25 protein-coding genes are annotated in these 22,398 nt (G+C 64.4%); 13 read left to right on the plus strand and 12 right to left on the minus strand.

Annotated elements, in window-relative coordinates; translation table 11 throughout:
- The first annotated feature begins 177 nt into the window (after nucleotides 1-177).
- The gene (locus ALTAJ2_RS16985) at nucleotides 178-1,437 is read left to right on the plus strand and encodes a cation:proton antiporter (RefSeq protein ID WP_007107583.1); all 1,260 of its coding nucleotides are present in this window, start codon (nucleotides 178-180) and stop codon (nucleotides 1,435-1,437) included.
- A gap of 37 nt (nucleotides 1,438-1,474) precedes the next feature.
- Here the strand turns inward: ALTAJ2_RS16985 and ALTAJ2_RS16990 are convergent, their stop codons facing one another.
- A complete protein-coding gene (locus ALTAJ2_RS16990) occupies nucleotides 1,475-3,031 on the minus strand; it encodes an ABC1 kinase family protein (protein WP_007107582.1) in 1,557 nt (518 codons plus the stop codon).
- A gap of 151 nt (nucleotides 3,032-3,182) precedes the next feature.
- Nucleotides 3,183-4,253, minus strand: a complete 1,071-nt coding sequence (locus ALTAJ2_RS16995) for a CNNM domain-containing protein (protein ID WP_007107581.1) — start codon at nucleotides 4,251-4,253, stop codon at nucleotides 3,183-3,185.
- A gap of 152 nt (nucleotides 4,254-4,405) precedes the next feature.
- On the opposite strand from ALTAJ2_RS16995, the gene ALTAJ2_RS17000 reads away from it, so the two are divergent.
- The gene (locus tag ALTAJ2_RS17000; RefSeq protein ID WP_007107580.1) at nucleotides 4,406-6,991 is read left to right on the plus strand and encodes a cation-translocating P-type ATPase; all 2,586 of its coding nucleotides are present in this window, start codon (nucleotides 4,406-4,408) and stop codon (nucleotides 6,989-6,991) included.
- A 549-nt stretch (nucleotides 6,992-7,540) separates the two neighbouring features.
- On the opposite strand, the gene ALTAJ2_RS17005 is transcribed toward ALTAJ2_RS17000, so the two are convergent.
- Together ALTAJ2_RS17005 and ALTAJ2_RS17010 are read right to left on the minus strand one after the other, a co-directional pair.
- Nucleotides 7,541-8,155 (minus strand): hypothetical protein, encoded by a 615-nt coding sequence (locus ALTAJ2_RS17005; RefSeq protein WP_007107579.1) that lies wholly within the window; start codon nucleotides 8,153-8,155, stop codon nucleotides 7,541-7,543.
- Nucleotides 8,156-8,332: 177 nt separating this feature from the next.
- Nucleotides 8,333-8,815, minus strand: a complete 483-nt coding sequence (locus ALTAJ2_RS17010) for a pyridoxamine 5'-phosphate oxidase family protein (RefSeq protein ID WP_007107578.1) — start codon at nucleotides 8,813-8,815, stop codon at nucleotides 8,333-8,335.
- Between the two features lie 293 nt (nucleotides 8,816-9,108).
- Between ALTAJ2_RS17010 and ALTAJ2_RS17015 the strand changes: the two genes are divergently transcribed.
- Both ALTAJ2_RS17015 and ALTAJ2_RS17020 read left to right on the plus strand, forming a co-directional pair.
- The gene (locus ALTAJ2_RS17015; RefSeq protein ID WP_007107577.1) at nucleotides 9,109-9,402 is read left to right on the plus strand and encodes a DUF211 domain-containing protein; all 294 of its coding nucleotides are present in this window, start codon (nucleotides 9,109-9,111) and stop codon (nucleotides 9,400-9,402) included.
- Nucleotides 9,399-9,998 carry a VIT1/CCC1 transporter family protein gene (locus ALTAJ2_RS17020; protein ID WP_007107576.1) on the plus strand — a complete coding sequence of 200 codons (600 nt, stop codon included), beginning with the start codon at nucleotides 9,399-9,401 and terminating at the stop codon, nucleotides 9,996-9,998. Before ALTAJ2_RS17015 ends, ALTAJ2_RS17020 begins: the two co-directional genes overlap by 4 nt.
- A 93-nt stretch (nucleotides 9,999-10,091) precedes the next feature.
- Here ALTAJ2_RS17020 and ALTAJ2_RS17025 read toward each other — a convergent pair whose 3' ends face one another.
- From ALTAJ2_RS17025 to ALTAJ2_RS17035, 3 genes are all read right to left on the minus strand, one after another.
- The gene (locus tag ALTAJ2_RS17025) at nucleotides 10,092-10,541 is read right to left on the minus strand and encodes a universal stress protein (RefSeq protein ID WP_007107575.1); all 450 of its coding nucleotides are present in this window, start codon (nucleotides 10,539-10,541) and stop codon (nucleotides 10,092-10,094) included.
- Nucleotides 10,542-10,718: 177 nt separating this feature from the next.
- Nucleotides 10,719-11,144, minus strand: coding sequence for a universal stress protein (locus tag ALTAJ2_RS17030; protein WP_049899593.1), 426 nt, complete (start codon nucleotides 11,142-11,144; stop codon nucleotides 10,719-10,721).
- Between the two features lie 108 nt (nucleotides 11,145-11,252).
- Nucleotides 11,253-12,173 carry a universal stress protein gene (locus ALTAJ2_RS17035; RefSeq protein ID WP_007107573.1) on the minus strand — a complete coding sequence of 307 codons (921 nt, stop codon included), beginning with the start codon at nucleotides 12,171-12,173 and terminating at the stop codon, nucleotides 11,253-11,255.
- A gap of 169 nt (nucleotides 12,174-12,342) precedes the next feature.
- Here ALTAJ2_RS17035 and ALTAJ2_RS17040 point away from each other — a divergent pair, with 169 nt between their 5' ends.
- Nucleotides 12,343-12,900 (plus strand): hypothetical protein, encoded by a 558-nt coding sequence (locus ALTAJ2_RS17040; protein WP_007107572.1) that lies wholly within the window; start codon nucleotides 12,343-12,345, stop codon nucleotides 12,898-12,900.
- A 36-nt stretch (nucleotides 12,901-12,936) separates the two neighbouring features.
- Here the strand turns inward: ALTAJ2_RS17040 and ALTAJ2_RS17045 are convergent, their stop codons facing one another.
- Nucleotides 12,937-13,818: a universal stress protein gene (locus tag ALTAJ2_RS17045; protein ID WP_007107571.1), complete on the minus strand. Its 882-nt coding sequence runs from the start codon at nucleotides 13,816-13,818 to the stop codon at nucleotides 12,937-12,939.
- Between the two features lie 194 nt (nucleotides 13,819-14,012).
- On the opposite strand from ALTAJ2_RS17045, the gene ALTAJ2_RS17050 reads away from it, so the two are divergent.
- The 3 genes from ALTAJ2_RS17050 to ALTAJ2_RS17060 all read left to right on the plus strand — a co-directional run bounded on the left by ALTAJ2_RS17050 (nucleotide 14,013) and on the right by ALTAJ2_RS17060 (nucleotide 15,546).
- Entirely contained in the window at nucleotides 14,013-14,423 is a 411-nt protein-coding gene (locus ALTAJ2_RS17050) for a universal stress protein (RefSeq protein WP_007107570.1), read from the plus strand.
- Nucleotides 14,424-14,489: 66 nt separating this feature from the next.
- Nucleotides 14,490-14,909, plus strand: coding sequence for a universal stress protein (locus ALTAJ2_RS17055; protein WP_007107569.1), 420 nt, complete (start codon nucleotides 14,490-14,492; stop codon nucleotides 14,907-14,909).
- Between the two features lie 196 nt (nucleotides 14,910-15,105).
- Nucleotides 15,106-15,546, plus strand: coding sequence for a universal stress protein (locus ALTAJ2_RS17060; protein ID WP_007107568.1), 441 nt, complete (start codon nucleotides 15,106-15,108; stop codon nucleotides 15,544-15,546).
- A gap of 14 nt (nucleotides 15,547-15,560) precedes the next feature.
- Here the strand turns inward: ALTAJ2_RS17060 and ALTAJ2_RS17065 are convergent, their stop codons facing one another.
- Nucleotides 15,561-16,205 (minus strand): SOUL family heme-binding protein, encoded by a 645-nt coding sequence (locus ALTAJ2_RS17065; RefSeq protein WP_007107567.1) that lies wholly within the window; start codon nucleotides 16,203-16,205, stop codon nucleotides 15,561-15,563.
- Between the two features lie 245 nt (nucleotides 16,206-16,450).
- On the opposite strand from ALTAJ2_RS17065, the gene ALTAJ2_RS17070 reads away from it, so the two are divergent.
- Entirely contained in the window at nucleotides 16,451-16,639 is a 189-nt protein-coding gene (locus ALTAJ2_RS17070) for a hypothetical protein (protein ID WP_007107566.1), read from the plus strand.
- A gap of 120 nt (nucleotides 16,640-16,759) precedes the next feature.
- On the opposite strand, the gene ALTAJ2_RS17075 is transcribed toward ALTAJ2_RS17070, so the two are convergent.
- Entirely contained in the window at nucleotides 16,760-17,209 is a 450-nt protein-coding gene (locus tag ALTAJ2_RS17075; RefSeq protein WP_007107565.1) for a pyridoxamine 5'-phosphate oxidase family protein, read from the minus strand.
- 143 nt (nucleotides 17,210-17,352) lie between these two features.
- Nucleotides 17,353-17,643 carry a YgaP family membrane protein gene (locus ALTAJ2_RS18880; RefSeq protein ID WP_007107564.1) on the minus strand — a complete coding sequence of 97 codons (291 nt, stop codon included), beginning with the start codon at nucleotides 17,641-17,643 and terminating at the stop codon, nucleotides 17,353-17,355.
- Between the two features lie 314 nt (nucleotides 17,644-17,957).
- On the opposite strand from ALTAJ2_RS18880, the gene ALTAJ2_RS17085 reads away from it, so the two are divergent.
- Nucleotides 17,958-19,106 (plus strand): MBL fold metallo-hydrolase, encoded by a 1,149-nt coding sequence (locus ALTAJ2_RS17085; RefSeq protein WP_007107563.1) that lies wholly within the window; start codon nucleotides 17,958-17,960, stop codon nucleotides 19,104-19,106.
- A gap of 78 nt (nucleotides 19,107-19,184) precedes the next feature.
- On the opposite strand, the gene ALTAJ2_RS17090 is transcribed toward ALTAJ2_RS17085, so the two are convergent.
- Nucleotides 19,185-19,568 (minus strand): DUF302 domain-containing protein, encoded by a 384-nt coding sequence (locus ALTAJ2_RS17090; protein WP_007107562.1) that lies wholly within the window; start codon nucleotides 19,566-19,568, stop codon nucleotides 19,185-19,187.
- Between the two features lie 522 nt (nucleotides 19,569-20,090).
- Here ALTAJ2_RS17090 and trxA point away from each other — a divergent pair.
- From trxA to ALTAJ2_RS17105, 3 genes are all read left to right on the plus strand, one after another.
- Nucleotides 20,091-20,450, plus strand: a complete 360-nt coding sequence (gene trxA / locus ALTAJ2_RS17095) for a thioredoxin (protein WP_007107561.1) — start codon at nucleotides 20,091-20,093, stop codon at nucleotides 20,448-20,450.
- On the plus strand, nucleotides 20,447-21,484 hold the full coding sequence (locus tag ALTAJ2_RS17100; protein ID WP_007107560.1) for an NAD(P)/FAD-dependent oxidoreductase: 1,038 nt from the start codon (nucleotides 20,447-20,449) through the stop codon (nucleotides 21,482-21,484). Before trxA ends, ALTAJ2_RS17100 begins: the two co-directional genes overlap by 4 nt.
- 355 nt (nucleotides 21,485-21,839) lie before the next feature.
- Nucleotides 21,840-22,133 carry a PadR family transcriptional regulator gene (locus ALTAJ2_RS17105; protein WP_007107559.1) on the plus strand — a complete coding sequence of 98 codons (294 nt, stop codon included), beginning with the start codon at nucleotides 21,840-21,842 and terminating at the stop codon, nucleotides 22,131-22,133.
- The last annotated feature ends 265 nt before the right edge of the window (nucleotides 22,134-22,398 follow it).

Genomic DNA, 22,398 nt, shown 5'->3' on the forward strand with positions numbered 1-22,398 from the left:
ACACGGTACGAGAGATGGAGATAAAACAATGTGTGCCCGGGCCGACAGTTCGCAGTACAGCGTGAGCAGCCGAGATGCGACCGTGAGACGGCGACTGGTACCGAGCCGGGGAGACAGCGCCGCGACTCGCTCCGCGCCGCGTCAGAAGCTACCGGCCCGTTTTTCGAGTGCGAACCCATGACTGCCGTTCTCGAGACCCTCGTCCGGGTGTGTGGTCTGCTCGCGATCGCGCTGGCGGTCAGAGTCGTCGTCGACGTCTGGCTCGACGTCCCGTACGCGGTGCTCCTCGTTCTGGTCGGGGTCGTGATCTCGCTGCTACGCATCGACGTCGGTATCCGGCTCTCGACGGACGTCATCATGGGGCTCGTCCTGCCGACGATCCTGTTCGACGGGGTCGTCGAACTCGATCGAGCGGCGCTGCGCGAGAACGTCGCCGTGCCGCTCACGCTGGTCGTTCTCGGAATTCCGCTGGCGGTCGTGCTCCTGGGACCGGTCATCGACTTCGCGTTCGGACTGTCGATCGGGGTATCGCTGTTGCTCGCTGCGATCCTCGTCCCGACCGATCCGGTCGCCGTCCTCTCCGTGTTCGAGGAGTTGGACGTCCCCGAGCGGCTGACGATCGTCATCGACAGTGAGAGCCTGTTCAACGACGGCGTCGCGATCGTCATCGTCGACGTGATACTCGCGCTCCTCGCCGCGGGGACGGAGCCGATGTCGGGGCTCGAGATTACCGAGTTCGTTGTCACGGACCTCCTCGTCGTCAGTCTCGGCGGGTTCCTCCTCGGGTGCGGCCTCGGATACGGGGCCACGCGGTTCGTCCACCGACTCCCCGAGCGAATGGCGATCCTGCTGGTCACGGTGTTGGTCGCGTACGGAAGCTACGTCCTCGCCGAGAGCGTCGGCGTGAGCGGCATCCTCGCGACGGTCGGAGCGGGAGCGTTCGTGGAACTGGACGCCGACGACGGTATCGGCCGCGACGCGCTCGAGTTCGTACGCGATATCTGGGCGGGTGGCGCGTTCCTGCTGTCGACCGTCGTCTACGTACTCATCGGGGTCCAGGTGCCGATCGACACGCTCACCGTCTATCTGCCGGCGGCGTTGCTCGTCGCCGCGTTCGTGTTGCTCGTCCGAGCCGTGGTCGTCTACGTCCTCGTCGGGGCGGTCAACGAGATCGTCTCGAAGCCGCTGCCCCGCAGCTACCAGCACGTCCTCGTCTCGGGCGGTTTACACACCGTGGTCCCGATCGCGCTGGCGCTCGGGCTTCCGCCGTGGGTCCCCCACCGCGAGTTCGTTCAGGCGGTCGTCTTCGGCGTCGCGATCATCGGTGCGCTCGTCCAGGGGACGCTGTTACCGTCCATCCTCCGAGCCATCGGGCTCGGAGAACGCGAGGCGGGAGTCGCGGGGCCGTCGTCGCGTCGGAGCGGAGACAGCCCGTAGCGCCGTTCGGTGAGCGGACGGACGACCGTCGGTGACGCTACCGACGGACGTATCGGCCGAGGAACGCGACCGCCAGCACCGCGCTCGCGACCTCGAGCGGCTGGTGGTGAAACGTCAGGAGGGCCGTCGCAACGATCAGGGCACCGGCGATGATCGCGTCCCCGGCCGCGGCGACTCCACCGGTCGTCGGCTCGACGGGATCGGTCCTGACGACGAGTTCGCCCCGCTCGAGTTGGCCGAAGACGGTATCGAACCGCGCCGGGGCACGTGCCAAGGCCGGTGCTGAGTCTTGCAGATCGGTCCGGACGTCCGCGAGCAGCGCTTCGACTTCGCTCTCGATGACGCCCTGTTCGACGAGGAACGACCGCGTGACGGCGATGAAATCGAACTCCGGGTCGAGGGTTCGGCAGACGCCTTCGCCGACCGTCCCGACTCGCACGAGTAACATGACGTTCGGCGGAATCCGAAACGGGAACTCGTGAAGCGTCGCGAAGAGTTCGGTGATGATCTCCCGCCAGGAGACGTCCGACTTTCCTTCGAGGTTCTCGATGACCAACTCGAGAACCCGCCGGACGGCGACCCGATCGACCGACCGGTCGAGCACGTCGAGTGCGATCAGCGTGTTCAACAGGCCGTCGACGTCGCGACGGACGAGGGTCCGGTAGAGACTCGTGATATCGTCCTGTTCCTGCTGCGTGAGACGCTGGCTCATCCCGTAATCGTAGATGACGAGCCGGCCGTCGTCGGTCACTGCGAGGTTGCCCGGGTGTGGGTCCGCGTGGAAGACGCCGTCGACGAGGCCCATCTGCAGGTACGTGCGGGCGATCAGCGTCGCCATCTCGGTCGGTTCGATACCGACATCGGCGAGCACGTCCTCGTCGGTGATCTTCTCGCCGTCGACGTGCTCCATCGCGACGATGCGCTCCGAGCAGAGTTCGGGGTACGTCGTGGGGACGACGATCCGCTCGTCGTCCGCGAAGTTGTCCTCGATCGTCGCCATGATCGACGCCTCGCGCTCGAAGTCCAGTTCCTCGAGGATGATCTCCTCGAAGTCGTCGGCGACGTTCTCGATCGAATACCGCTGGCGCTCGTCGGCGAACGTCACCAGCAACGGCACGAGACCCCTGATGACCCGCAGATCGCGCTCGATCACCGCGGCGAGACCGGGACGCTGGACCTTCAGGGCGATCCGCTCGCCCTCGTAGTCGACGGTGTAGACGAACGCGAGCGACCCGCCGGCGACCGGCTCGAGGGTGTCGAGATCGAGGTCGTCGCCGAGTTCCGATTCGACGACCGTCAGCGGGTCCCCGCCCGCGTCCTCCGGGACCTCGTCCTGTAACGTGGCGAACGCCTCGACGTACGTCGGGGGCACGATATCGGGCCGCGTCGACAGCACCTGCCCGACTTTGATGAACGCGGGACCGAGCTCGAGCATCGTCTCGGTGAGCCGTTCGGCGCGGTCGCGGTGGACAGCAGCCGACACGTGCCGGGACGGGCCGAACAGCAGGAACCGCCGCCGATCCCTGAGAAACGCGATCGCGACGGGAAGGAACCGAAGGAGAACCTGCAGGTAGCGGCGATAGTAGCCCGTCATGTATCGGCGACGCGACACGCGATCGATTGCTCGTCCATACCTCGCCTTCGAACACCGACCACAAATATGGCGGTGACCCGGCGGACGCGACCGCGAGTCGAACGGCGCTCGACGCGTCCGCCGGACGAGGCCGGTGACTGTGGCGGCGTCACTATCGTCCCTCCGATAGGATGCCGTTCCCGTCGAGCGGATCGTCGAAATCACCGACCAGTGCCTCGAGGGCATCGGTCGCCGTCAGCAGGCCGACGACGTCGCCGTCGGCTTCGACGAGCGCGAGTTCCTGCTGAGCCGCCTGCAGTTCGTCGATCGCGTCGCTGACGTGCATCTCGGCCGGAATCGTCATCGGCGGGGTCGCGATGTCCGCGAACGACACGTCGCCGGTCCGCAGGTCGTCGATTCGGTCGACGACGGTCGGCGCGTAGACGATCCCGACGAACGCCGCGGGCGTCCCCTCGATCAGCGGAAACCGGGTATGGGGACTCGAGCCGATCCGGTCGACGTTCTCCTCGACCGACGCGGTCGTCGAGAGAAACGTGACGTCCTCGACGGGGGTCATCTCGTCAGTGACCGGCCGGTCGCCGACGGTCAACGCGTTGATGATCTCCTCCCGGCGGTCGTCGGGGACGTCGCCCCGTTCGAGGACCGACGCGAGTCGGGTCCGGAGTTCGGCCCGCGTCTCGATGATTTCGGTTTCGGTCTCGAGCCACGCACCGGTCATCTCGACCCCGAACCGGCGCAGCGTCCACTTCGCGACGGCGTCTCCGAACCAGATCACGGGCGAGAGGAGTTTTGCGAACCAGTACAGCGGGGTGGCTCCGTACCTCGCGACGAACTTCGTTCGCTCGACGCCGAGGTAGGTCGGCGTCTGTTCGCCGTGGGTGAGATGCAGGAGGTTGATGATGACGAACGCGAGGACGGCACCGGCACCCGCGGAGGCGAGTGCGGTGTTCTCGAAGACGGGACGGATGATCGTCGCGAGGGCCGGTTCGGCGACGATGCCGACGGCGATGCTCGTCCCACTGATGCCCACCTGACAGCTGGTCAGGTAGATCTCGAGTTCGTTGGTCATCTCCCACGCCCGCCGCAGTCCCGGTTCGTCGAACGCTGACTCGGGGTACTGACGGACCCGGGTGAGCGCGAACTCGATCGCGACGAAGAAGGCGTTCGCCAGGATGAGTCCGATGCCGGCGAGCAACCGGACTCCGATTTCGAGCGACTCCATTCGAGCGACGGTTCGCCGGCGAGTCGTATAAAAACGCTGTTACGTCCCACCGGGAGGGAAATGCGGCCACCGCCGTCGTCGCGGGTCGTCCGCGTCTCAGCGGCTCGGTCCGGCGTGTACAGCTATAGGGGCTCGGAGCGAACCCGCGAGTAGTGTCCGAGAAGCCACACGAACTCCCAGCCGAGCGCGTCGTGTCGTCCCTCGAATCCCGAACCGACGGACTGACCGGCGACGAGGTGCGGCGGCGGCGCGAGGCGTACGGCGAGAACGACATCGTTCGGGGCGGCGGCCGGTCGCCGGTCGACATCCTCGTCGCGCAGTTCAACAGCGCCCTGATCTGGGTGTTGCTGGCCGCGGCCGGCCTCTCGATCTGGGCGGGTCACGCCGTCGACGCGATCCTGATCGCGATCATCGTCGTGGCGAACGGGGTCTTCGGCTTCGTCCAGGACTACCGGGCCGAACGGAGCCTCGAGTCGCTCAGGGAACTGGCCGCGCCGACGGCGACGGTTCGACGCGACGGCGAGGAGCGCCCGATCGATGCGACGGGGCTCGTCCCGGGCGATATCGTCGTCCTACGCGGCGGCGACGTCGTCCCCGCGGATGGGCGACTCCTCGAGACGGCCGATCTCGAGGTCGACGAGGCGTCGTTGACGGGTGAGAGCGTTCCGGTTTCGAAGTCGCCATCGCCGGTCGAGTCGGCGACCCCGCTCGCGGAGCGGGCCAGTATGGTCTACAAGGGGACGAGCGTCACCCGCGGGAAGGGTGTCGCGGTCGTTACCGGGACGGGAATGGAAACCGAAGTCGGCGGAATCGCTCGGGAACTCGCCGCGACCGAGGCGACGCGGACGCCGTTGCAGGACGAACTCGACGAATTGGGTCGGACCCTCGGACTCGGGGTCATCGTCCTCTCGGCGCTGGTCGCGCCGCTCTTGCTCCTCCGCGGAACGGCCGCAGTCCAGGCCGCACTGACCGCGGTCTCACTCGCCGTCGCGGCGATTCCGGAGGGGCTGCCGGCCGTGGTCACGCTCACGCTCGCGCTCGGCGTCCGGAAGATGTCCGCAGAGAACGCGCTCGTCCGGCGGCTCCCCGCGGTCGAAGCATTGGGTGCCGTCGACGTCATCTGTACCGACAAGACGGGCACGCTCACCCAGGGGCAGATGACCGTCAGCAGACTGTGGGTCAACGATGCGGTCATCGCCCTCGACTCGAGGGAGACCGACGGGGACGCGGTCGAGAGAGAGGACATCGGCGACCGCGAGGCACTCCTCCTCGAGATCAGCGTGCTCTGTAACGACTCGACGCTCGAGGACGGCGACCCGACCGAGCAGGCGCTGCTCGCGGCCGCGGACCGCCGCGGACTCGACATCGACGGGCTTCGGGACTCGAACCCGCGGACCGGCGAGGTGCCGTTCTCCTCGGAACGGAAGTGGATGGGGACCGTCCACGACGACATCGGCTACGTCAAGGGCGCGCCGGAAGTCCTCGTCGAGCACTGCGATCGGATTCTGACCGCGGACGGGCCGAAACCACTGACCGACGAGCGCCGCGAGCGCGTCGAGGCGACGGTTCGGGCGTTCGGCGACGACGCGCTCCGGGTGCTGGCGATGGCCTACCGCAAGGCGGTCGCCGACGCCGACGACCTCGCCGACGGGCTGACGTTCGTGGGACTGACCGGGATGATCGATCCGCCCCGCGAGGAGGTCGCCGACGCGATCGCCCGGACGACGCACGCGGGGATCGGCGTGAAGATGGTCACCGGCGACAACGTCCGGACCGCGCGGGCGATCGCCGACTCGCTGGGGCTCGGGACCGCCGTCCTCGAGGGCGGGGAGATCGAACGACTGGACGACGAAACGCTCCGGGATCGGGTCGACTCCGTCGACGTGTTCGCGCGAACGTCGCCGGAGCACAAGGTTCGAATCCTGCAGGCGTTACAGAAGCGGGGAAACGACGTCGCGATGACGGGCGACGGCGTCAACGACGCGCCGGCGCTGAAAAACGCCGACGTCGGTGTGGCGATGGGGGTTCGCGGAACGGAGGTCGCCAGACAGGCGTCGGACATCGTCCTGCTGGACGACGACTACGCGACGATCGAACGCGCCGTCGAACGCGGGCGAGGGATCTTCGACAACATCTGGAAGTTCGTCGCCTACCTCCTGAGCGCGAACGTCGCCGAGGTTGCGATCGTCTTCCTCGCCTCGCTGTCCGGCTACCTCATCCTGCCGGCCGTACAGTTGCTGTGGATCAACCTCCTGACCGACGGGTTGCCGGCGCTGGCGCTGGGCGCCGATCCGGTGAGCGACGACGTGATGGAGCGACCGCCGCGCGATCCCGATCGGGGCATCGTCGATCGGCCGATGCTCGGACTGATCGGCGGCACCGGAGCCGTCACCACGGTCGTCGTCCTCGCGCTGATGTTCTACACGCTCGCTGGCGCTCCCGCAGTGACGGCGTACGCACTGACGATGGTATTTACGGCGTTCGTCTGCCTCGAGTTCGTGAAACTCTACGTCGTTCGCTGGCTGCGCGAAACGCCGACGCTGTCGAACCCGTGGCTCGCGGCCGCCGTTGCGAGTTCGATCGTCCTCCAACTCGCCGTGCTATACACGCCGCTCAATCGATACTTCGGGACCGTCCCGCTCGAGGTGGCGGACTGGGGACTCATCGGTCTCGTCCTCGCCCTGTGTCTCCCAGCGTACGTCGCGATCGGCGTGCTCGTCCGGCGGATGGATCGGTGACCCCGTCGTGGCCGTGAAAAGCGGCGGGGGTGATTTCGCGTCCATCGAACGGCGAGCCCGCCGAAGGACGGTTCGGCGTCCGAAACCCATCCCCTGAGATGTGAGTCCAATGCCGTGTAGATAAGCGCTGCCAGCGCTGTTGAGAGGAAGAGGGCGACGATTCCAGATCCAATATACAGATTCCGGATGTACCCGGTTGGGAACGATCCGTCATAGGCCCGGCGACCGAAAATGCCGACAAGATCAACTCAGATGGTCATATGGGGAATCGACATTGCCTTCGTATCGATGTCATCCAGCCAGCCGGTGAGCAAATGCCTCGGAGGGGCCAGATACGGGTTCGATCAGTCGTTCTCTGTGTTTTCCGTCCCTCGTTCAAGCTACTGGTCGAGAACGGAATTGCGGGCGTCGGAAGCACGAACGGCGGGCGAAAAAGCCGCTACTCGTCGCTCTTGCGACCCGAGAGAAGTTCAGCAAGAAACTTCGGGGCCTTATATCCGCGCTGACTCATCGTCGCACGACGAGTCCGTTCTGGAGGCTCTTTCTCTCTCACGTGACTATCATTCCCAACATGAAGTCATAAAAGTTGTCATCGGTGACACCGCTCCAAGCACCATATGCTAACAACAGCATCCCGAAGATCAATAGAAACTGAGTGATAATGAGGTACCACCCGTTTTTCTGCAAAACGGTCTCGTTTTTGTACATCCAATAGGCGTAGCTGCGTGTTGCTTCGATTCGCTCTTCTTTTTCGGAATTGGATTCGGAGAGGACGTCAATGAGGTAATCTGGTCCGGGTCCCAGATCGAGGTTCGAGGCGGAATACGTGAGAACACCCGTTGTAATTGAAAGGAGGAGAAATAACCCGCCAAGAGTTGTTATTCGATTGAATATCGGATCGGCATTTTCTACTTGAGCTGCAGCGACGAGGAACCCAACGACGACCATCGTAATACGGACTGTGCGAAGTGCTTTGTCGTCGATATCGTTGAGATCGTCGATCTGGTGGTCGATAACGTTGCGTGATTCGTCACAGACAAACCGAAGTGTCTCGATATCATGCTGTTCGGGATTGCGGAATTGTTCCTCCGATTCCTCACCCTCATCGTATGCTAGATCGGGCGGATCAGACTTGGCTGTAGTATTCGTGTCGCTTTCGCCCATCCCTACTACTCAATCGATTAGATCGTCATATCTTCGTCAATGTTTATTATTCTTGCGAGAAAAAGCAGCGAGTATAGCCACTGAATCTCCGTCAAAAGGTCTGCATCAATCGCTTGGCGGATCGTCTGGTAGCCCGTTCCCACCTGGAAGGGACGGCAATCGGAGTCCCACCAACTGTTATTCGTCCCTGCTCGAGCGCTGGTCGTACGACGGTGCCTGCAGGTCGTGTCTCACGCCCGTCCGGTCGTCGATTCGGAACTCGTACAAGCGAGTTGCCTCCGTCTCGCTCGCCGTGTCGATCACTTCCGGCTGCCAGGCCGGGGTCCGAGACTCCGGGAGCGTGTCCCGTTTCGCGTCGGGAAGGCGTCGGATCGTTCCCGTCAGGAGGACGCTTTGCCAGTGAAACATCTCGGCCCGGTACACGAGAAAACTGGCGGTCGTCGCCTGGTCGGAGAGGGCCGCTTTCCGGCTCTGGGACCCGACGACGTACCAAAAGTAGAGCCGCGAGTCCCCGTCAAAGCCGTACGACATCGGAAGGAGGTACGGCCCGTTCTCCGTGGGGAGTCCGAGAACGCCCTGGCTTTGAATCGTGAGGAACTTCGTTACCGCTTCCTCATCCATCTGTTCCATGCCGTAGCCGCCGAGTTCATCGATCGTCATCCGTATGCCGGACTACAGCACCGCGGGATATAATTCGTCTCTCGGCTCGCCTGTCATTCAGCGCCAGCGATAGCCGCCGAACCAGCAGGTGCTCGGTGACCGCGGGCACCCCGTCGCGATCCACCCACGAACTCCCGAACGGAGTGCCAGGCGGTCGGAGCCGATTTCCCGAGTCGAAACGCTCGAGACTCGATCGAACGGACGTGAAACCGCTTGAGAGCCGGTGTTGGCGTGCGTCGTGGTCCGGGCTCCGCCCCCTGCCACTAAGGCCGTCGAAGTCGACCGACCACACCATGACCGCCGCGATCAGACGCCTCGTCCTCGATGTCATGAAGCCACAGGAGCCGGATATCATCGAATTCGCCGACGCAGCGGCCGACTGTGCGGGTGTTGCCGGCGTCAATGCAGTACTGATCGAGACCGACCGCAAGGTCCAAAACCTCAAACTCACGATCGAAGGCGACGCTATCGATGCGGCCGAGCTCGAGGGGGCCATCACCGACCTCGGCGGGACGGTGCACTCGATCGACCAAGTCGTCTGCGGCGAGCGTCTCGTCGAACAGCGCGGCACGCCCCAGGATCGGTGAGCGACGTGCCGTCGCTCCGCGACCGCCTCGATGCCATCCGCGGTCTCCTCGCGGACGAGGAGGTCAGATCGATCTCGCGGCGGTACTTCATTTCCAACGGGTTCGACGGGACGCTGACGAGCATCGGCGTCGTCGTCGTCGGGGCGTATCTGTCGGGCGTGACCGACGGTCTCACCGTGATCACGATCGGTCTCGGTGCAGCTGTCGGGCTGGGTACGTCGGGTGTCTGGAGTGTCTGGGAGATCGAACGCGCCGAAAAACAGGCCGAACTGCTCGAACTCGAGCGAGCGATGCTGACCGATCTCGAGGACACGACGGTCCAGCAGCGGCGAGCGGGCGCTCGCAAGATCAACGCGGTCGCGAGCGGGATCGGCCCGCTCATCGGCATCCTCTTACCGCTGGGGCCGTTTCTCGGTCAGGGTATCATCTCCATGCTCGAGGCGACGCTGCTCGCCATCGGCGTCGGCGTCGCCGTACTCTTTACGTTCGGTGCGTATCTCGGCTCGATATCGAAACAGAACTGGATCATCGCCGGCGTCAGGATGGGGCTTGCAGGACTCGTCGTCGCGGTTCTGAACCTGTTTTTGCCCGGCTGACGCCCGAGGCCGGAAAGACATCGGCGTCGATCGCCGGCGGCTCGTGAGCGGGGTCGGAACCGATCCCTGGGCGGGCGACGACGGCCGACCGGTTCAGTCGCGGACGACCGTAACCGAGACCGGCGATCGGCGGACGACGGTTTCGGCCACGCTGCCGAGCAGCAGTCGGGTTGGACCCGTTCGTCCGTGGCTGCCCATGACGATGTGGTCGATCTCGTTCTCCTCGGCGTAGTCGACGATTTCGCGAGCGGGCGCACCGACCGCGGTTTCGGTATCGAACTCGCCTCCGTAGTCGCTCGCCAGTTCGCGCGCGTCGTCGAAGATCCGCTCTTCCTCTTCGGCCGCCCGCTCGTGCCACTCGTCGGAGCCGCGGGGCGGTTCGGTTTTGACGGAGACATCGGTCGGAGAACTGTACCCGGGGTCAGTGGGATCGAGGACGTGGAGCGCGACGATAGCGACGTCGTCGAATTCCTCGAACGCGAACGCCAGTGCTCGGTTGGACAGCGGCGATCCGTCGACGGGAACCAGTAGGTGCCGGGACATCGAACTGGCGTACCTCGCGGAGTCTCAAAATACTATCCGGGCAGCTCGAGCCAAACGTGCCGGTGTGAACGCGGGCAGTGGGGTCTGTGGCCTGTACCACGGTATTTCCGGCGGGTTCGGGATCGTCATCGCCGTTCCGGCCGCTCGATCCGGTGGGCGTCCGAACCGGAACCGACGCTACCGGACGACGACGACGGGAATCGGCGACCGGCGGACGACGTTTTCCGCGACGCTTCCGAGCAGGATGCGCGAAATCCCCTCACGGCCGTGGCTTCCGATGACGATCGTCTCGTACGGTTCCGTCTCCGCCAACTCGACGATCTCGTGGTCGGGTTTTCCGGTCGCGATTTCGGTCTCGATATCGCGATCGTGGTCCGCGGCGAGTTGGGCCGCTTCAGTGATGATATTGCGGCCGATATCGTGGGCCTGGTCGAGATCGGGGGTCCGTTCGTCGGAGTCCTGGAACGCTCCCCAGTACCCGTCGGGAACGGGGACGACGTACAGAGCGACGACGTCCGCGTCGGGGAACGTCTCGAGGGCGTACTCGAGGGCGTCGGTCGCCGGTTCGGACCCATCGTACGGAACGAGGAGGCGATCACCCATGGGGATCGCCACGCGATCGAGCGACATAATACCGTGACCGGCCGTGAACCTCCGGGCGGCTATCGGCGGGATCGTCCGCTGCCGGCCGAGCGTCCGGGTCGGCGTCCCTCACTCGCCGCTCATCGGAACGCAAACCACCGGTCGCTCGGCGTTCCGGACGACGGTTTCCGTGACACTGCCGAGGAAGTGGCGTTCGAGCCCGGACCGGCCATGGGTTCCCATCGTGATGAGATCGATCTCGTTGTCGGCGGCGTAGTCCAGGATGACCCTCGCCGGCGGCCCCGTTGCGATGGTTCCCGCCAGACTGACGCCGCGTTCTCGTGCGTGGTCGCGGACTTCCTGAAGCGCCTCCTCGCCGGGTCGCTCGAGTTCGGCCAGCATCTCGCCCGGATTCAGTTGCGGCGGGAAGCGACTCGTCTCGACCGAGTAAATCGCGTGCACCATCGCATCGAAGGCCGCCGCGAGCGTGCTCCCCCAGTCGACGGCGACCGCCGCCCCGTCGCTCCCGTCGGTCGGCACGAGCACGTTCTCGACGGTGGACTCGGTAAGCCGCGACTCACTCGCCGCCGGCGGCACGACGAGCACCGGGACGCCGACGGTCCGGAGGACGTTTTCCGTAACGCTCCCGAGAACGGCGCGCGTGAGGCCAGTGCGGCCCGTCGTCCCCATCGCGATCGCGTCGATGTCCCGCGCGTCGACGTAGCGATCGATGACCCGAAACGGCGTTCCCCGTTCCGTCGTCGTCGTGACCTCGAGCCCCGGTTTTCGGTCCCGGACCATCGTCGCGACGGACTCGACGGCCGCCTCGGCGTCGGCCTCGAGGGCGGCCCGCTGCTCGTCGACGGCCGACGCCGACTCGAGCGCGGACGAGACGCCATCGATCGTCGACGTCTCGATGACTGAAAGGACGTGAACGGTCGCATCGGCCATCGCGGCGAGATCGACGCCGCGTTTCGCCCCCGCGAGCGCGCCGTCGCTGCCGTCCGTCGGCAGGAGAACCGAATCGATTGCGTCGAGGGTCGGTGACATAGCCGTTCGTTCACCCGCTCGCCGATTAACTGTAGGGGGTGAGAAACAACACGCGGGACCGTTCGTGGTCGGGTTCGACCAGCAGCGAACCACCGGTGAACGACCGACCGTGGCCGGGGCGCGGGCCGATACGCCTATATGTGCCCCATAGCCACTACGAATTGAAACGATGACAGTCTCGGCCGAGCGGACGGCACAGCGCGGACTCCGGTATACGTTGCTCGCGGTGTTCGTCGTCGGCGTGCGACGACGCGACCCGGGTGCGGTCGTAAACGCCGTCGTCGCGGCGATCGGAACGTGCCTGCCGGACCTCGTCGAACGAGCGTACGATATCGAACTCCGGCCGTGGCAGCGCCTGTACGTGCGTCTCGGGATGGTCACCCACGCCGTCGGCATGCTCGGTCCGTACGACGACGTGTGGTGGTGGGATCACCTCACGCATACCCACTCCTCGTCGATCCTGGCCGGTGCCGTGTTCGCGCTCAGTCGACACCGCGGTCGCGATCCCGGTCCCCGGGTCGTCGCCGTCGTCGCCTGTCTGGGGCTGCTCTGGGAACTCCTCGAATACGCCGTTCACTCCGCGGGAACCCGTCTCGGGTTCGAGCCGGTGCTCGTCTCGTACGGGCCGAAAGACACCGCCCTCGACCTCGTCTTCGATCTTGTCGGCGCGCTTTTGGTACTCGCGTTCGGTGATCGGGTTCTCGGCGATCTCGCGGCCGACTCGTGAGCACCGATCCGGCGATCGCCACGGACGGCACGGGGACTACGACTGCGTCACGACCAGTATGGGAACGTCGACGCTCCGAATGAGCGTCGTGGTGACGCTGCCGAGGACTCGGCGACCGAGATTCGACCGTCCCCGAGCCCCCATGACGATGAGGTCGATATCGGTCTCGTCGACGTACTCGCGGATACCGGCCGCGACGCCGTCGAACGATGACGTCCGAACGACAGCGGTCGTGACGGCAGGCGCGACGGCACCGATCTCCGTCGCCGCGTCCTCGACGACCGCCTCACCCTCCGCCTCGAGTCGATCGACGAAGTCCCGCTCGAGCCCGCCGACATCGAATGCACCGCCGGCAGCCTGCAGATCGACGACGTTGAGCACGTGGACGGTCGAGTCGTACTGCCGTGCGACCGCGCCACCGTGTTCGGTAGCGAGCGTTGCGGTATCGCTTCCGTCGGTGGGGACGAGCAGCTCCGAGTAGTCGGTCGTCGCGTCCGCGGCACCCGTCGGGACGACGAACACGGGAACGTCGCTTCGGCGGAGCAGTCGCTCCGTGACGCCACCGAGCAGTCGCTTTCCGAGCCCCGTTAGCCCCTGTCTGCCGACGACGATCAGGTCCGCGCCCCGCTCGGCCGCGTAGTCGGAGATCCCAGTCGCGGGCGTTCCCTCGATCACTGTCGTCGTCACTGGCTGGCCGATCTCGGACGCGAGCGCCTCGATTTCCTCGAGCGCGGCGTTACCGCGCTCGTGGAGTCGCGTCTTCTCGTCGGCGGACCGCGAGAGACGGAGCGACTTCCGCTCGATGACGGACAAGACGTCGACGGTCGCGTCGACGGTACGAGCGAACTCGAGTCCGCGTTCCGCCGCCCGCGTGGCCTCGTCGCTCCCGTCGACGGCGATCAAAAGCCGGTCGTACATACCCCGTCTTTCGACGCCCACGGTCTTCGTTCTTCGTCAACGGGCGAGACGGGACCGTCGCCAGCGACGACCGACCGGACTCGAGTCAGCCAGCGACCCGTGCGGTGCACTCATCGGAAGGAACGGGTGCGGAGTGGACGGTCGTTGCCCGCTGTAAGCTATATAGTCGGCCCTAGTGTGGGGGACTGACGACGATGTACGATACGATCCTCGCGGCAACGGACGGAAGTGACGCCGCAAACCGCGCGATCGAACACGCGATCGATCTCGCCTCGTCGTTCGACACCGACTTCCACGCGATCTACGTCGTCGATACGACGCGGTACGGGCAGGCGGTACTGTCCGAATCCGATGGCGCTCTCGACGACCTCGAGCAACGGGGCGAAGGGATCCTCGACGATGTCGCCGCGCGATCGGACACCGACATCACGTCCGAAATACGGCGGGGACGGCCGGCCGAGGAAATCGACGCCTATGCCGCGGCTATCGGGGCCGACCTCGTCGTGCTCGGCAACCGCGGACTCGGGTCTGGCCCCGACCAGCAACTCGGCAGCATCGCCGAACGAGTCGTTCGGAACACCGACCGACCGGTGATCACGGCCTGATCGGAACGTATCAGCGGTCGCGGTAAAAGGTATATCACCGGCTCCGGTGTGTGTCAGCGTGGTTCGATGTACGACACGATTCTCGTTCCGACCGACGGGAGCGCTCCCGCGAACCGCGCCGTCGAACACGCCCTGGCGATCGCAGATCGATACGACGCGAGCGTGCACGCCCTGTACTGCGTGGAGACCCACCGGTACGGGGAGCCGGCATTGAGTAGTACGGCGATCGTACTCAACCAACTCGAGGAACAGGGGCAGGCGATGCTCAAGGAGTTGAGCGACCGCGCGGACAACGCCGGCATCGAGTGTACATGGGATGTCTGCCACGGTCGCCCCTGGGAAGAAACGCTCAGGGCCGCTGACGAACTCGATGCCGATCTCGTCGTGATCGGCTATCAGGGCCAGAGCCACGCGCGGACCGAACGGATCGGCAGCGCAGCCGAACGCATCGTTCGCTCGGCGGACCGGCCAGTGTTAACCGCGTGAGCGACGGGCTGGGTCCCCGTCGCGATCCGAGCGCCTGGGGATTCCGTGACCGACGGAAGCGTCCTGAGAAGTACGGTACGAAGCGGTTCTCGAAGCGAGCCGGACGGTCGACGACCGAAATCACTGGTCCGAGCGAGCACCGATCGTCTCGCTGAGTCCGGGCGAGGTTCTTGTACGATCGGGACGTGTCCCCGGTATGGGAACGCACGTACTCGTCCCGATCGACGGCTCACCCCACTCCTGGGCCGCATTCGACCACGCGGTTTCGAATCACGACGGAGCGACGATCACGACGGTACACGTCGTCGACCCGATGGAAGGGGTATACAGCGATTACGGAGGCGGCGGCTATTACGACGCGCAAACCCACGACCGGGCCGTCGAACGCGGCAAAGCACTCGGCGAGCAGGCACGCGACCGAGCCGACGACGCAGGGAGTCTCGAGACGACCGCCCTCGAAACCGCGGTCGAAACCGGCCCGACCGCCCGAACGATCCTCGAGTTCGCCGCGGAGAACGACGTCGACCACATCGTCATGGGGAGCCACGGTCGCTCCGGCGTCGCCCGGGTTTTGCTCGGCAGCGTGGCCGAAACCGTCGCGCGGCGAGCCCCGGTCCCGGTAACGATCGTTCGGTGACGGACCGACCCGGATTACGACGTCGCATGACGAACCCGCGCCGGGACGTCCTCGAGAGCGACTTCGAGCTCGTTCGTTCGCATGAACGGCGGCGTCCACGGATCGTTGTACTGGAGCAGCGTCGGCTCGCCGCGCACCTCGATCCCTCGCTGCGAGAGTTGCTCGAGTAGTCGGCTCCGCTCCCGGTCGACGCGCTTGTCCGTCGCGTACCACGAGAAGCGGCGCACCGCGGTCGTTCGCGGCGGTTCGACGACGAGTCGAACGTCGGAGGCAGTCGGTGTCGGGGCGGTGTCGGGCGTGTACGTCGAGGGGAGGTAGAAGGCCATCCGCACGTCGTCGCTCTCGGAATCCGTTCGGACGGGTGCGGTCATCGAAATCGACTCGCCGCGGGTCGTCACCGGTGCGGTCATTGCTATGTCTTCGCTACGTGCGTTCGCCCCCGAGATGTAGCGAAAGAGGCGTCTGAACGCCGTTCCGTCGTCCGGAGCCGTCGTTTCGGCGAGGACCGACCGCGGATAGCGACGAACCTCGATGCCGTCGAAGCGCGCCAGTGTCTCCGACGGAACGCGTTCGGTCGTGTGGCTGACGTACGCCCCCCAGCCGATCCACAGTGCCAGCAAGCCACCAGCTCCGAACAGCAGGGTACGTATCGGTCGCATAGGGTCCGTACAGCCCACGAATCAATAGATCTGTGGGGTTTGAGGGGGTCGAGTCTGGATGGTTCCGGACGGCGAACCGTGAACACGACGGTCGGACCGTGAGCACCTCGCTGTCCTCACCGACCGACTCGCCCGCTACGATCGCTCCGTGAGGTCGGAGATTCCACCTCGAATCGTGTCGAAATCGCTGACAGACAGCACGTTCGCAAGGACACTATTTGTGTCGAAACGTGATAGAGCGGTGTATGGACCCGCAGACAGAACGTCGGTGCCATATTTTGATCGGCAGTGCATTGGTTCTTCTGACGATCGGTATTGGATACGACTTCGTTTTCGGGACGAAGTTGGCGGATTTTCTGGTGATAATCGCCGGTCTCTTCACAGGTTGGGTGGCGTTTCTCTACTGCCTGGGGAACGCGTCGTTCTGGGCGTAGGCCAATGTTCGTCGTAACATCGGTGACGTCGATCCGGGCCAGCCCTCAGTATGACATCGACCGGTGCTCTCGTCGTCAGGCTTCTACCCCGTCTGGCGGTCTTCGCGCCGTGTTCCGTCGCTACGGGTCGGTCTTCGTTTCTTTCCGTCCCGTCATGGTCGCAGGCTCGAGGCTGAAATACCGGAACGTCGTTTCCCTCGGCGGTCGCTCGAAAATGTCGACGAGGGGGATTTCGATCGACCACATCCCCTGTATTTCGGCGGATTCGTACGGCGCATCGGAAATTGCCGAGAGCTGTCCGGTGACGACGACGCTTCGCCAGCCGTCGTCGGTCTCGCGGTGTGTAACGAAGGAGACGTGCCTGTCTACGAGGTCGTCCTTTCTGCTGTCCTGTGGGAAGGAGAGTCGGTAGTAGAACCGCTCGACCTCCGCACTGTATCCGTAGGACACGGGTATCGAGACGGGCGGTTCGTCCGGTTCCGTAGCGAAGGAAATGACGCCCGTTCCGCCTCGGCCGAGGAATTCGTTTCTCTCATCCGCGCTCATTCGAAGCCAGCGCAAGCCCTGCATACTGTCGCGGACGATAGCGAAATAGAAAGTACCCCGTTCCGGCGAACCGTACGTTCAATCGGGTGAGAACGATGCTGATCGGTCTCCCGTTCGCGATGCCCGAGGCACCGTCCGAATCCCGTGCAAAAATCGTGTGGGTGATCTCAGCTCAGTCGCCCAGCCCTGCGGTTTTCGTCCCGGCCGGCCGCAGAACCGGAGTCGACTCCGCCTCGAGACGTATCGATACTGAGACGGGCGTTTATGGGACATTTCCGGGTGACTGCGGTGGTAGTCAGCACCGCGCCACTGACGAGAGCGATCACTGCGAGAGCGAGTCCGAGCGATCCCGCCGTCAGGGAGAGCAACCCGCCGAGAGCCGCGATACCGATGAGGACGAGGAGTGGGCCAACGACGACCCGGATGCCGCGGTCAAATCCGCCGACGTTTTTTTGCATGGTTCGGTTCACCAGCTCTAGAGAGAGCCTCTGAGTATATAAGATATGTTTACTGTTCGAAGATATATTGCGGGCGGTCACGACGGATACTCGCCCCGGAGGTTTCACAGGGAATCCGGAGCAGTACGGAATACGCCCGTCGATGGTTCGATTCCCTCCATCCGGTCCGTCGTCGCATCCTGCAACACACGACCCGTGACGGCCGACGACGGCTTTTCGAGGACGATCGAAAGCGATACTCGTAGCCGGGGTGCCTGTGCAGGGAGGAGAACTATCCGCGCCCTTGTCACAGCTAATATTGTAAGAAAAGTCCAATGGTGAACCAGATCCAACCCGACCGGCTCGCCGAGATGATCGACTCGAACGAGCCGTTCACGCTCGTCGATACGCGCCCAGAGGACAGTTACGAGGGCTGGCGGATCCACGGCGCCGTGAACGTTCCGTTCAGTCCGGGGGACGGGTTCGCGGACGCGGACCTCGAGCACATCGCGGCGACCAGGGACGGCGAGCCGATCGTCGCGATCTGCGGAAAGGGGCTTACCTCGACGCCGTTTGGCTTCGAACTCGAGCACCACGGCTACGACGACGTGTCCGTCGTGAAAGGCGGCATGGAAGACTGGAGCAAGATCCACGAGGTCGTTCCCCTCGAGACCGAACCCGACGACCTCGTCGTCCGTCAACTGCAGCGACGGGCGAAGGGGTGTCTCGGCTACGTCGTCGGATCGACCCGTGCCGCATCGGCGGTGGTCGTCGATCCGACCAGACAAACGGATCAGTTCAAGATCGTCGCCGAGGAGGCCGGACTCACGATCGAACGCGTCCTCGATACGCACGTCCACGCCGACCACATCTCGGGCGGACCGAAACTGGCGGCGGAGCTGGACGTCCCCTACCATCTCGGCGCTAAGGCCAGGGAACGGGGTGTCGGGTACGATTACGAGCCACTGACCGACGGCGAGAGGATCCAACTCGGCGAGGTCGAGATCGAAACGCTCCATACCCCGGGACATACGACCGAGATGGTCAACTATCTCGTCGACGGCGAGGCGCTGCTAACCGGCGACACGCTGTTCGTCGAGTCCGTCGGTCGAACGGAGCTGCAATTCGGCGACGACGAGGCGGCGAGTGGCGCCGAACTGCTCTACGACGCGATCCACGGGACGATCCTCGAATTGCCGGACGAGACGCAAATCCTCCCGGGACACGTGTCGGTCACGGCGGACAACCGATACGAGGTCGGCTCGCCGGGCGATCCGATCGGCGCTCGACTGGGCGACCTCCGCGACGACCTCGAGCTGCTCGGACTGGACGAAGACGAGTTCGTAGCGCGGGTAGTCGAGAACGCCCCCGACAAACCGCCGAACTACGAGCGCGTGATCGAAATCAACACGGGAACGGAGCCGCCCGAAGACGAGTCCGAAGCGACGGACCTCGAACTCGGCCCGAACAACTGCGCGGCCTGACTCGCCGCCGATAACGACCAGGAAGCGGATCGGACACGAGCAGCGACCGATCTGCTGTACGCTGGTCGGAACGCGGTGCTACAGGGACTCGAGGACGCGCTCGAAGCGCTCGGAGGCATCCTCGCCGATCGGGTCGAGCGCGTCGTCGTCGGCGACGCCGATCAGTCGCTGAGCGTCGACCGCACTGACGACGATACCGTCGTCATCGTCGTAGACGACGACGTTGCAGGGGAGTAAGGTCCCGAGGTCGAGGTCGTCCTCGAGTCCTTGGTGGGCCAACCCCGGATTGCACGCGCCCAGAATCCGGTACTGTCGGAAGTCCGCGTCGAGTTTCTGCTGTAGCGTCTCCTGAACGTCGATATCACAGAGAACGCCGAACCCCTCGTCCTCGAGGGCGTCGATCGTCGTCGAAACGACGTCGTCGAACTCGCCGTGGACACGCGTCTGGTGCGTATAGGACATACCGTCCGATCACTCCGGAAGAAGGTGATCGTTGGGGTAGCACCGGCAAGTTCGCGCCGCGTCTCCGATCCACGTCCTCGGCGAAATTCGGGACCGGAGCGGGCGCTTGCCGAACTCGAGCGGGGTACTGAAACCGGGCGCGACTCGTCGACGAACAGTCGCTTCCCGACCCGCATTGCGTCGCGCTCGAGACGCTCCGAGGCGGACCCGGCGGCGGGGACTCGAGGTCGACGACCACGTCGGAACACGGACGAGGTATTTCGAGCGGGTTACTGTACCGTCTGCGACTCCACAGAGACGACCGGACCTGGCAAGCAGTAGTTGGTGTACTCCACACATCCGGTCGTGAATCCGGTGCCCCGATTGCGTCGGTGGGGACTCGAGTTGAGTCGAAAACCCGGATTGAAGTCGCCTTATGATGTACATCGATCGGTATCCGCCGATAATCGAGTTGTGATCCGAGTGGTTGTATTGTGCAATATACGCAAACATTTAAACGGCGGTGGCTCCTACGGTGACGTGATGGCAACTGATGCACACAGCGGGACTCCCGGAGGGTCGATCGACGAACCGGTCACCATCGAGAGCGAGACCCACCTCGAGGACGTCACGGCAGCGCACGACGTCGTCCTCGTGGACTTCTACGCCGACTGGTGTGGCCCCTGTCAGATGCTCGAGCCGGTTCTCGAGGGACTGGCCGGCGAGACGGCTGCCGTGATCGCGAAAGTCGACGTCGACGAACATCAGCAGCTCGCGGGAGCCTTCGGCGTTCGTGGCGTCCCGACGCTCGCCCTCTTCGCGGACGGCGAACAGGTCGAACAACACACCGGCGTGCTGCCGGCGGACCGACTCCGCGACCTGATCGAGGGATACACTGAATGAACGGGCCACCTGATGCGACCGTTCGCGACGTCGTGATCATCGGCTCCGGCATTGCCGGCCTCTCGGCGGCCGTCTACGCCGCACGGGCCGACCTCGAGCCGCTGGTGCTCGAAGGACCCGAACCGGGCGGCCAGCTGACGCTGACGACCGACATCGAGAACTACCTGGGCTTCCCCGACGGTATCGGTGGGATGGAGTTGATCGAGAACGGAAAGGAGCAAGCCGAGCGGTTCGGGGCCGAATTCACGCACGGGACGGTCGAGAACGCGACGCTCGCGGAGCGCCCGTTCGAACTCGAACTCTCCGACGGGGAGACCCTGCGAACGCGGACGCTGATCGTCGCGAGCGGCGCGAGCGCTCGCTGGATCGGTGCCGACGGCGAGGACGAACTGATGGGCTACGGCCTCTCGACGTGTGCGACCTGTGACGGCGCGTTCCACCGCGGCGACGACGTTCTCGTCATCGGCGGCGGCGACAGCGCGATGGAAGAGGCGCTCTTCCTCGCGAAGTTTGCCGACAACGTAACGATCGTTCACCGCCGCGAGGAGCTGCGTGCGTCCGAAATCATGGCTGCTCGAGCCCGCGACCACGACGCCATCGAATTCCGCTGGAACACGGAACTCGAGGCCCTTCACGGCTCACGGGAGGAGGGCGTCACCGGCGCGACTCTCGTCTCACACCCCGACGGCCATCCCAGCGACAAAGCCGATCCCGACGACGATATCGTGCGGGAAACCGTCGACGTCGGCGGCGTGTTCTATGCGATCGGTCACACGCCGAACACCGAGTTCCTCGCGGGAACCGACGTGGAACGGGACGAGCGCGGATATCTCCGCCCTCGGTCGGACGCCGCTGGCCGGCCGACGACCGAAACGCAGGTCGCGGGCGTCTTCGCCGCCGGAGACGGAGCCGATCCCCGGTATCGACAGGCGATTACCGCCGCCGGCACCGGTAGCATGGCGGCGTTGGACACCGAAGCGTATCTCGAAACGCTCGACCAAACGGACGCGGCCACCGTCGAGGGATCGCTGTAACCGTCTCTCGTCCTTTCCGACTCACTGTTGTGACCGGTCTCACAAATTTGTTGCTGTAGTGATCTATTGAACGATCACAACAGGGCGTGGTCGGTGAGCCGTCCTGCAACCCACGAGCCGTAACACAGTCGATACGCCGTCATAACCGCCAGCAATCCGTCAGACAGTCCGCTCTACCAGTGCGGGTATGTCGGGGCTCACTGCTTCGTGATCGATAGCGCTTACAGACCCGCTCGAGGCTTCTCTCGACGGATCTTCGAACGCCGATAGGTGACCGAACGCGAGTTCCATTCGCTATATTCTTTCTGTCGTCTGGTCTCGGAATCCTTATCTGCCGGTAACCAGAAAGTCCGATATGTACGATCTCACCGGCTTCCAGCGCGACCTGCTGTACACGATCGCAGGACAGGACGACCCACACGGACTCGCGATCAAGGAAGAACTCGAGGACTACTACGAGAAGGAGATCCACCACGGACGACTCTACCCCAACCTCGACGAAGTCGTCGACAAGGGCCTCGTCGAGAAGGGCGAACTCGACCAGCGAACGAACTACTACACGATCACCGCTCGGGGCCGGCGCGAACTCGAGGCTCGTCGAGAGTGGGAAGACCAGTACGTCGGCGAGTTGTTTTCCGAATCGGAGTGATCGAACGAGCCAGTAGATTCAGAGAGGAGTGACAGGGGAAAACTGAGCCAGACCCCTCTATCGATGTGTTCCGAGATGAGAAACTAGACACCCCTCTATCGATGTGTTTCTGAGGGAAGCACGCACGTATTACGAGTCGGTTGTTCGATGAAGGGGCTGAGAAGAGCACAATAGTCGCCTACTAACCCGGACCGAAGCAGAATCGATGATAGTACTGGAATCAACGAAGTAATCGTACATTCGTAAAACCAGAACTCCACGTGAG

Origin of the sequence: Natrinema altunense (genome assembly GCF_000731985.1) — an archaeon.
GTDB lineage: Archaea > Halobacteriota > Halobacteria > Halobacteriales > Natrialbaceae > Natrinema > Natrinema altunense.

Bases quoted from the DNA above. Each gene is read 5' to 3' on its own strand.
- ALTAJ2_RS17085 (WP_007107563.1), top strand. From the start codon at position 17,958: ATGGTGAACCAGATCCAACCCGACCGGCTCGCCGAGATGATCGACTCG.
- ALTAJ2_RS16985 (WP_007107583.1), top strand. From the start codon at position 178: ATGACTGCCGTTCTCGAGACCCTCGTCCGGGTGTGTGGTCTGCTCGCG.
- ALTAJ2_RS17075 (WP_007107565.1), bottom strand. From the start codon at position 17,209: ATGCAGGGCTTGCGCTGGCTTCGAATGAGCGCGGATGAGAGAAACGAA.
- ALTAJ2_RS17105 (WP_007107559.1), top strand. From the start codon at position 21,840: ATGTACGATCTCACCGGCTTCCAGCGCGACCTGCTGTACACGATCGCA.
- trxA (WP_007107561.1), top strand. From the start codon at position 20,091: ATGGCAACTGATGCACACAGCGGGACTCCCGGAGGGTCGATCGACGAA.
- ALTAJ2_RS17010 (WP_007107578.1), bottom strand. From the start codon at position 8,815: ATGACGATCGATGAACTCGGCGGCTACGGCATGGAACAGATGGATGAG.
- ALTAJ2_RS17065 (WP_007107567.1), bottom strand. From the start codon at position 16,205: ATGCGACCGATACGTACCCTGCTGTTCGGAGCTGGTGGCTTGCTGGCA.
- ALTAJ2_RS17060 (WP_007107568.1), top strand. From the start codon at position 15,106: ATGGGAACGCACGTACTCGTCCCGATCGACGGCTCACCCCACTCCTGG.
- ALTAJ2_RS17015 (WP_007107577.1), top strand. From the start codon at position 9,109: ATGACCGCCGCGATCAGACGCCTCGTCCTCGATGTCATGAAGCCACAG.
- ALTAJ2_RS17055 (WP_007107569.1), top strand. From the start codon at position 14,490: ATGTACGACACGATTCTCGTTCCGACCGACGGGAGCGCTCCCGCGAAC.
- ALTAJ2_RS17035 (WP_007107573.1), bottom strand. From the start codon at position 12,173: ATGTCACCGACCCTCGACGCAATCGATTCGGTTCTCCTGCCGACGGAC.
- ALTAJ2_RS17025 (WP_007107575.1), bottom strand. From the start codon at position 10,541: ATGTCCCGGCACCTACTGGTTCCCGTCGACGGATCGCCGCTGTCCAAC.
- ALTAJ2_RS17040 (WP_007107572.1), top strand. From the start codon at position 12,343: ATGACAGTCTCGGCCGAGCGGACGGCACAGCGCGGACTCCGGTATACG.
- ALTAJ2_RS16995 (WP_007107581.1), bottom strand. From the start codon at position 4,253: ATGGAGTCGCTCGAAATCGGAGTCCGGTTGCTCGCCGGCATCGGACTC.
- ALTAJ2_RS17005 (WP_007107579.1), bottom strand. From the start codon at position 8,155: ATGGGCGAAAGCGACACGAATACTACAGCCAAGTCTGATCCGCCCGAT.
- ALTAJ2_RS17050 (WP_007107570.1), top strand. From the start codon at position 14,013: ATGTACGATACGATCCTCGCGGCAACGGACGGAAGTGACGCCGCAAAC.
- ALTAJ2_RS17090 (WP_007107562.1), bottom strand. From the start codon at position 19,568: ATGTCCTATACGCACCAGACGCGTGTCCACGGCGAGTTCGACGACGTC.
- ALTAJ2_RS17070 (WP_007107566.1), top strand. From the start codon at position 16,451: ATGGACCCGCAGACAGAACGTCGGTGCCATATTTTGATCGGCAGTGCA.
- ALTAJ2_RS16990 (WP_007107582.1), bottom strand. From the start codon at position 3,031: ATGACGGGCTACTATCGCCGCTACCTGCAGGTTCTCCTTCGGTTCCTT.
- ALTAJ2_RS17030 (WP_049899593.1), bottom strand. From the start codon at position 11,144: ATGGGTGATCGCCTCCTCGTTCCGTACGATGGGTCCGAACCGGCGACC.
- ALTAJ2_RS18880 (WP_007107564.1), bottom strand. From the start codon at position 17,643: ATGCAAAAAAACGTCGGCGGATTTGACCGCGGCATCCGGGTCGTCGTT.
- ALTAJ2_RS17100 (WP_007107560.1), top strand. From the start codon at position 20,447: ATGAACGGGCCACCTGATGCGACCGTTCGCGACGTCGTGATCATCGGC.
- ALTAJ2_RS17045 (WP_007107571.1), bottom strand. From the start codon at position 13,818: ATGTACGACCGGCTTTTGATCGCCGTCGACGGGAGCGACGAGGCCACG.